Genomic DNA, 7,751 nt, shown 5'->3' on the forward strand with positions numbered 1-7,751 from the left:
AGAGGGTTAACAAAGGATGAAAGATTATCTGAAGAGCAGTCTGTTCCGCCAGATCACCAGGGAGGAAGCAGAGAGAATGCTGGAATGTTCCAAATCACAGGTAAGAGAATATACGGCGGGAAGTGTGATCTTCGGAGAAGAAGACAGATCCCGGTATCTGTATTTATTATTGGATGGAAAAGTACAGATTGCCAAGCATCTTCCCTCCGGTAAGCGTAATTTGTTGTTTCAGATCCATGAATTGGAAGTGTTTGGTGAGTGCTTTTCTGTGGCAGGAGATGAATATTGCTGGTATGAGGCGGTGGCAGTGAAGACTTCAAAAGTGCTGGTGCTGCCCAGTCAGTTCGTCTATGGATTCTGCGAAAATGCCTGTGAGCATCATCGGATGCTGGTACGGAATCTGTTGGATATTGAGGCGAGAAACAACCTGCAGATGACAAAGAAACTTCATATTATTACCAATACCACTCTGCGTCAGAAGATTGCTCTGTGGCTGATGGACAACAGCCTCGATCAGAAGCAGGTCATTATGGATATGAACCGGGAAGAACTGGCAGATTATCTGGGAGTGACCAGACCATCTCTGTCCCGAACCATGATGGAGCTTCAGAAGATGGGACTGATCAAAGTGGATGGACGTAAAGTATGGATCATGGACATGGAAGAACTTGGAAAGATAATGGAAGATGAATGATGAAGAAAAATGAGATCTTGGTGACCTATGGAACTGACTATGTAAATATGACCGAAGAGCTGCTCCGTGAGGCAGGGCTTGCGGAGCTGATTGGTGACCGGAACAGACGGATCGGTATCAAACCTAATCTGGTGGCACCGGTGCTGGCAGCCGAAGGCGGAACCACCCACCCGGAAGTGGTGGAGGGATTGATCCGGTATCTGCAGGCAAATGGATTTCAGGATCTGACGATCATGGAGGGCTCCTGGGTGGGAGATAAGACAGAGGAATCCTTTGAAGTCTGTGGCTATAACGAACTGGCAGAGAAATATCAGGTAAAGCTGATCGATGCTCAGAAGGAACCTGCAGTAACCATGGATTGTGGCGGATTGGAACTTCATATTTGTCGTTGTGCCACGGAAGTGGACTATATGATCAACGTTCCGGTGATGAAAGGACACTGTCAGACAAAAATTACCTGTGCATTGAAAAACATGAAAGGCATGCTGCCTAATTCTGAGAAACGCAGATTTCATGCCATGGGTCTTCATGATCCCATTGGTCATCTAGCTCTTGGCATTTCTCAGAATTTTATTCTGGTGGACAGTATCTGTGGAGACCTGTGTTTTGAGGATGGAGGTAATCCATCAAAGATGGATCGGATATTTGCGTGTCTGGATCCGGTATTATGTGATTCCTATGTGTGTCGGCTTCTGGAGTATGACACTAAGGAAGTGCCCTATATAGGGATTGCGGAGCGGATGGGAGCTGGATCCACAGATCTTACCCAAGCCAGGATCCTGGAACTGCATGCACCTCTTCATAAGAGGGAAGAGGCAAGACCGGATAAGGAGCGTATGGTACGGCTGGCGGAACTGGCAGAAGATGTGGATTCCTGCAGCGCTTGCTATGGCTATCTGATCCCGGCACTGAATATGTTGGAACAGGATGGATTGCTCAAGGATTTTAAGGAAAAGATCTGTATCGGACAGGGATATCGCGGAAAGAGTGGTAACCTAGGAGTTGGCAACTGTACAAAAGCATTTACACACAGTCTGAAAGGATGCCCGCCAACGGAGATTGAGATGTACGAATTTTTGAAAGCATATATCAAAGAAACAGGGAGACGGGAAGGATGAGAGAAGAACAAAAGGAGCGTGCCCTGCTTCTTGGTGTAAAATTAAATGACGGGGAAGATTTCAAAAAATCTATGGAAGAACTGGCAGCTCTGTCTGAGGCCTGTGGCATGGAAGTGGTGGGGACCATTACCCAGAATATGGATCGGCAGCCACATGCGTCCCTGTATATGGGCAGAGGAAAGCTGGGAGAAGTGCAGGACTATATGTTGGAACATCCGGTGGACGTGCTGATCTTTGACAGATCATTGACGCCATCTCAGATGCGGAACCTGCAGAATATTCTGGACTGCCCGATCCTTGATAGGACAACTTTGATTCTTGAGATTTTCGCATCGAGAGCAAGAACCAGAGAGGCCAAGCTGCAAGTGGAATCTGCAAGGCTTCAGTATGTTTTGCCAAGACTAACAGGCATGCATAAAGCTCTGAGTCGTCAGGGCGGTGGAAGTGGTGTGGCGAATAAGGGAGCCGGAGAGAAAAAGTTGGAACTTGATCGCCGGAGAATTGAAAAGAGAATATCGGAACTTCGAAAAGAACTGGATAGAATTGCAAAAGAGAGGGAGACCCAGCGACAGAAGCGTCAGGGAAGCGGAGTTCCAAGAGTGGCACTGGTTGGTTATACCAATGCAGGAAAATCCACGCTGATGAATAAACTTCTGGATAAATATACGCGAGATGCATCTAAAAAGGTGCTTGAAAAAAATATGCTCTTTGCCACTCTGGATACCACTGTTCGGAGGATCAGCATGGGAGGCGGCAGAGATTTTCTGCTGTCTGATACGGTTGGATTTATCCATCAGCTTCCGACAGCACTGATCAAAGCATTTCGTTCCACGTTGGAAGAGGCAAGGGAAGCGGATCTTCTGCTCCATGTACTGGACTATTCTGATGAGTCCTGCCGGATGCAGCGGGAAGTGACAGATATGACTTTGAAAGAACTGGGAGCCGGAGATATCCCGGTAATCTATGTATATAATAAAGCGGATCTGGTAGAGACAACGGATGGAGGGAAGCTTCCAAGGGTGATTGATCATAAGATCTATATGTCTGCTAAGACCGGAGAAGGCATCCCGGAACTGGTGGAACTGATCTGGAATATGTGTGGAAAGTAATTCCGATTCTGGAGCAAATGCAGGGTTAATATTGAAAATAAGAAAGAAGGATCATCATGAGAGGGAAAAAAAGAGTTATCAAAGTAGGAAATGTACCGGTAAAAAGCCGTGAACAAATTGAGGGTATCCGTGAAAGCGGTAAGATCAACACGATGGTGCTTGATTTTGTGGAAGAACATATCAAAGCAGGTATTTCCACCCAGGAGATTGATGACTGGGTACGGAAAGTGACCGCGGATAACGGAGCCATCTGTGCACCCTATCATTATGAAGGATTTCCAAAGAGTGTGTGCACCTCTGTCAACAGTGTGATCTGTCATGGAATTCCGAGTAAAGATGAGATTTTGAAGGAAGGGGACATCATCAATGTGGATGTGTCTACCATTTATAAAGGATATTTTTCTGATGCATCCCGTATGTTCTGTATTGGCAATGTAAGTGCGGACAAGAAGCGGCTGGTTAAGACGGCGAAGGAGGCTATCCAGGTGGGATTGATGGAGGTGAAGCCTTTTGCACCTCTTGGAAATATGGGGCATGCGATCCATATGTATGCAAAGAGCCAGGGATATACAGTTGTCGAGGAGATCGGAGGCCATGGCGTTGGACTGGAATTTCACGAGGATCCTTTTGTCAGCTATGTATCTCCAAAAGGAAGCGGACCTGTCATGGTGCCTGGTATGGTATTTACCATTGAACCAATGATCAATATGGGAAGTCCTGAGTTTTATGTAGATGCAAAGAATGGCTGGACTGTTTACACTGAGGATGGTATGCCATCTGCCCAGTGGGAAGTGACCGTAGCAGTCATGGATGAGGGTTACGAGGTATTGACTTATTAAAGCGGGAAGGAGACTTTTATGAGTCAGACTGTCAGAAGTAATTTTATAAGAGAATTACCCAAGCTGGAGCTGCATTGTCATCTGGATGGCTCCCTGACACAGAAAAGTATTGAGGAGATTATGGAAAGACCGGTGGCATTGTCAGAACTTCAGGTGGAGCCGGACTGCCGTAATCTGGCAGAGTATCTGCAGAAATTTGATCTGCCGATCCAATGCCTGCAGACCTGGGAAGGGATCAAGAAAGCCAGCAAGGAGTTTTTGCTGGATGTGGCAAAGGAAAATGTCCGCTATATGGAAGTTCGGTTTGCGCCCACCTGTTCCATTAATGACCATATGACTTACCGGGATGTGATGGAAGCGACTCTGGATGGCCTGGAAGAGGCGAGAAAAGAATGCGGAACTTATTATAACGTGATTGTGTGTTGTATGCGTCATTTTGATCTGGAGACCAACCTTGCCATGCTGAAAGGCTGCCGGGAATATTTAGGAGAGGGTGTCTGCGCAGCAGATCTGGCAGGCGATGAGGCTTCCTGGCCCATGAACCAGTTCAGGGAATTGTTCCGCGAGGCGAAGAAGCTGGATTATCCGTATACTATTCATGCAGGAGAATGTGGAAACGTTCAGAATATTATCGATGCAGTGGATGCAGGAGCAGCCCGTGTGGGACATGGAGTTGCCATGAAAGGATTCCAGGAAGTACAGAAGCTTTGCCGGGATCATCATATTGGCGTGGAGATCTGCCCTACCAGCAATCTTCAGACTCGCGCAGTCTCGACTTTGAAGGAGTATCCTATCAGAGAGTTTCTGGATAACGGTGTGATGGTGACGGTCAACACAGATAACCGTACTGTAAGCGGAACGAATCTGATACAGGAGCTGTCATCTCTTGAAAATGCCGGTGTGATCGCAGAACCAGAGATGATCCTTCTGATGGAACATGCGCTGGAAGCAGCATTTGCAGATGATGCAGTGAAGCAGGAACTTTATAAAGAACTGCGAAAATTTAGTTAAGTTTCGTTTGACATAATAAGAAAAGCAGGATAATATAATAATAACGACAGGCAACTTGAGTGTCTGCCAAGCAATGATGTAAGGTGTTGTGCCAGAGAGCAGTGCCTTATTAGCTTTATAAGGGTTAGACATTTACCACAATCTGGATAGAGACCGATGGTTCTTGAAAGAAAATGTCAGGGGCTCTGCAATATTGCAGAGCCTTTTGTATTTACATCAGAAATGGAAAAAGGGTAAGCAAGATGAGAACAGTTTTGGACTGTATGAATGCATTTAAAGCACTTTTGACAACTGAATATGTAATAATACTGGGGCGAAAAGGTGTTTCTGTAACACTGAGACTAAGGTTTGATAAAAAAGATTGCTTTCATCTGATGGGGTTGCAGTATTTGGCAGATAGGCCAGAGTTGAATCGTGACAGAGGAAAAATATTTGATGAGATATCAAACGGTATCATAAATATTGAAAAAATTGAGTCTTCTGATTTCTACAGTAAAATTCAAAGTCGAATTCATTTTCTTCCATTGTTGGAAAAAATCCTTGATAGTAACGACACCGTATTTAAATACAATAAAAAAGCTAATATATTTTCTTTGATAGATGCTGATTATTTGATAAAGAGCAAAATGGAAAATAGAAATTTGTTTTTATTTCTTTCCTATAGAACAAAAGATATATATTTTTGCAGGTCTTTCTTCCCAGAGGAAAAAACAGATTATACGAAAAATCAGGCTTCCTGGACATTGCTATATAAGAAAAAGATAAATCTGATGGATGGGAAAGAGACAATATTATATAATAAAATGTAAACATGAATAAATTTCATCTTTCCTTTTCCTGAAAAAGATGTTATAGTATTAACTACTATTGTTTACAAATAGAAAAGGAGAGAAACTTATGAAAAAGAAAATGCTGGCTGTATTATTAGCAGCATCCATGGTTGCATCCATGACCGCATGCGGAAGCAGCAATTCCGCAGACACAACTACTACTGAGGAAGGAACCAATGAGAGCACTGATGGTGCTGAGGCAGCTGCTGACGTATCTGACCTGAAGATCGGTCTGATCACTGACGTAGGTGGAGTTAACGACGGTTCCTTCAACCAGTCTTCCTGGGAAGGTCTTGAGAGAGCAGGCGAGGAGCTTGGTGTAACCGTTAACTATCTGGAGTCCGCTACTGACGCTGACTACAAACCGAACATGGAGACCTTCATTGATGAGGATTACGATCTGATCATCAGCGTTGGTTACATGCTGGCAGATGCTACCAGAGAGGCAGCAGAGGCTAACCCGGATACCAAATTTGCTATCATTGATGATGCGACCATCGATCTTCCGAACGTTACCAGCCTGATGTTCAAAGCTGAGCAGGCTTCCTACCTGGTAGGATACGTTGCAGGTCTGACAACCAAGACCAACAACATCGGTTTCGTAGTTGGTATGACCAACGAGACCATGAACCAGTTTGGATACGGCTACTGTGCAGGTGCTATCGATGCGAACCCGGATATCACTGTTCAGCAGATGAATGCAAACTCTTTCGCAGATTCCGCTACTGGTAAATCCATGGCTAATGCAGAGATCACCAATGGTGCTGATATCGTATTCCAGGCAGCAGGTGCTACCGGACTTGGTGTTATCGAGGCTTGCCAGGAGGCTGGTGTATATGCAATCGGTGTTGACTCTGACCAGTCCAGCATCGCTCCGAATACCGTTCTTACCTCTGCTATGAAGAGAGTAGACAATGCTGTATACGAGGCAGTTCAGGAACTGATCGACGGAACTCTTGAGGGTGGCGTGAAGACCTTTGACCTGGCAGCAGGTGGTGTTGATATCGCTCCGTCTCAGGATCTGATCTCTGAGGATGTTATCGCAGCAGTTGACGAAGTAAAAGAGAAGATTATCAGCGGCGACGTTGTTGTTCCGGATAACAAAGAGTCTTTCGAAGCAGCATACGGAGATGTATACGTTCTTGACTAATGCATCCTGAAGCATAATAAAATATGTGTAGTCCGATACGGGGCCTGCGTATGCAGAGCCCCGTCGGTGCATATAGAGAACAAAGTCTGAACATTCCTGTCTTTAATGGAGAAGATAATCTGTGATTTTCCTGTCCACTGGAGACAGAAGCGGAAGCGCATTGCGATTCTGTACAGATATATGAATGAAATACAAAGGAGGCAGTATACGTGGGAAGAACAAGCCATATGGATGCGAGTAAAGTAGTCATTCAGATGAAGGACATCGTGAAGAAATTCGGCGACTTTACAGCCAACGACCACATCAATCTGACCGTACACAAAGGAGAGGTACATGCGATCCTGGGAGAGAACGGAGCCGGAAAGAGTACCATGATGAATGTGCTCTGCGGACTCTATAAGCCGACCAGCGGTCAGATCTTTATCAATGAGAAAGAGGTTCATTTCAACAGTCCCAAGGATGCCATCGAAATGGGGATCGGTATGGTACACCAGCATTTCATGCTGATCCAGCCATTCACGGTAACAGAGAACATTATCCTTGGCATGGAGCCGACCAAAGGGTTGACCGTTGACAAGGAGACTGCAAAGAAGAAGGTACTGGAACTGTCCGAACGCTATGGCATGAAGGTAGATCCGGATGCGAAGGTGGAGGATATCTCTGTTGGCATGCAGCAGCGTGTGGAGATCCTGAAGGTTCTGTACCGCGGTGCAGAGACACTGATCCTGGATGAGCCGACGGCTTCCCTGACCCCGCAGGAGATCGAAGGCCTCATGGAGATCATCGAGAACCTGACTGCTGACGGCAAGAGCGTGATCCTGATCACCCATAAGCTGAAGGAGATCACAGCATCCTCTGACAACTGTACCATTATCCGCCAGGGTAAATATATCCAGACAGTGAAAGTGGCAGATGTGAATGAAAACGAGCTGGCAGCTATGATGGTGGGCCGCGATGTCAACTTCAAAGTTGATAAGAAAGAGATGGAGCCGGGTGAGGT

Annotated in this window: 8 protein-coding genes; all 8 read left to right on the forward strand. The window is 45.7% G+C overall.

Going from position 1 to position 7,751, the window contains the following annotated elements:
* Positions 1 to 16: 16 nt before the first annotated feature.
* Entirely contained in the window at positions 17 to 694 is a 678-nt protein-coding gene (locus tag WMO62_RS01935) for a helix-turn-helix domain-containing protein (protein ID WP_147600493.1), read from the forward strand.
* On the forward strand, positions 691 to 1,812 hold the full coding sequence (locus WMO62_RS01940) for a DUF362 domain-containing protein (RefSeq protein ID WP_349143622.1): 1,122 nt from the start codon (positions 691 to 693) through the stop codon (positions 1,810 to 1,812). Before WMO62_RS01935 ends, WMO62_RS01940 begins: the two co-directional genes overlap by 4 nt.
* A complete protein-coding gene (hflX, locus tag WMO62_RS01945) occupies positions 1,809 to 2,921 on the forward strand; it encodes a GTPase HflX (protein WP_349143623.1) in 1,113 nt (370 codons plus the stop codon). Before WMO62_RS01940 ends, hflX begins: the two co-directional genes overlap by 4 nt.
* Positions 2,922 to 2,977: 56 nt before the next feature.
* Positions 2,978 to 3,760: a type I methionyl aminopeptidase gene (map, locus tag WMO62_RS01950; RefSeq protein ID WP_349143624.1), complete on the forward strand. Its 783-nt coding sequence runs from the start codon at positions 2,978 to 2,980 to the stop codon at positions 3,758 to 3,760.
* Between the two features lie 18 nt (positions 3,761 to 3,778).
* A complete protein-coding gene (gene add / locus WMO62_RS01955) occupies positions 3,779 to 4,771 on the forward strand; it encodes an adenosine deaminase (protein WP_349143625.1) in 993 nt (330 codons plus the stop codon).
* Between the two features lie 242 nt (positions 4,772 to 5,013).
* Positions 5,014 to 5,580, forward strand: coding sequence for a PBECR4 domain-containing protein (locus WMO62_RS01960; RefSeq protein ID WP_349143626.1), 567 nt, complete (start codon positions 5,014 to 5,016; stop codon positions 5,578 to 5,580).
* 88 nt (positions 5,581 to 5,668) lie between these two features.
* Positions 5,669 to 6,751: a BMP family lipoprotein gene (locus tag WMO62_RS01965; RefSeq protein ID WP_349143627.1), complete on the forward strand. Its 1,083-nt coding sequence runs from the start codon at positions 5,669 to 5,671 to the stop codon at positions 6,749 to 6,751.
* A gap of 227 nt (positions 6,752 to 6,978) precedes the next feature.
* Positions 6,979 to 7,751, forward strand: a 773-nt coding sequence (locus WMO62_RS01970; protein WP_349143630.1) for an ABC transporter ATP-binding protein, incomplete at its 3' end; no start/stop codon positions are given.

Source organism: Hominiventricola aquisgranensis (assembly GCF_040096225.1).
Taxonomy (GTDB): domain Bacteria; phylum Bacillota; class Clostridia; order Lachnospirales; family Lachnospiraceae; genus Hominiventricola; species Hominiventricola aquisgranensis.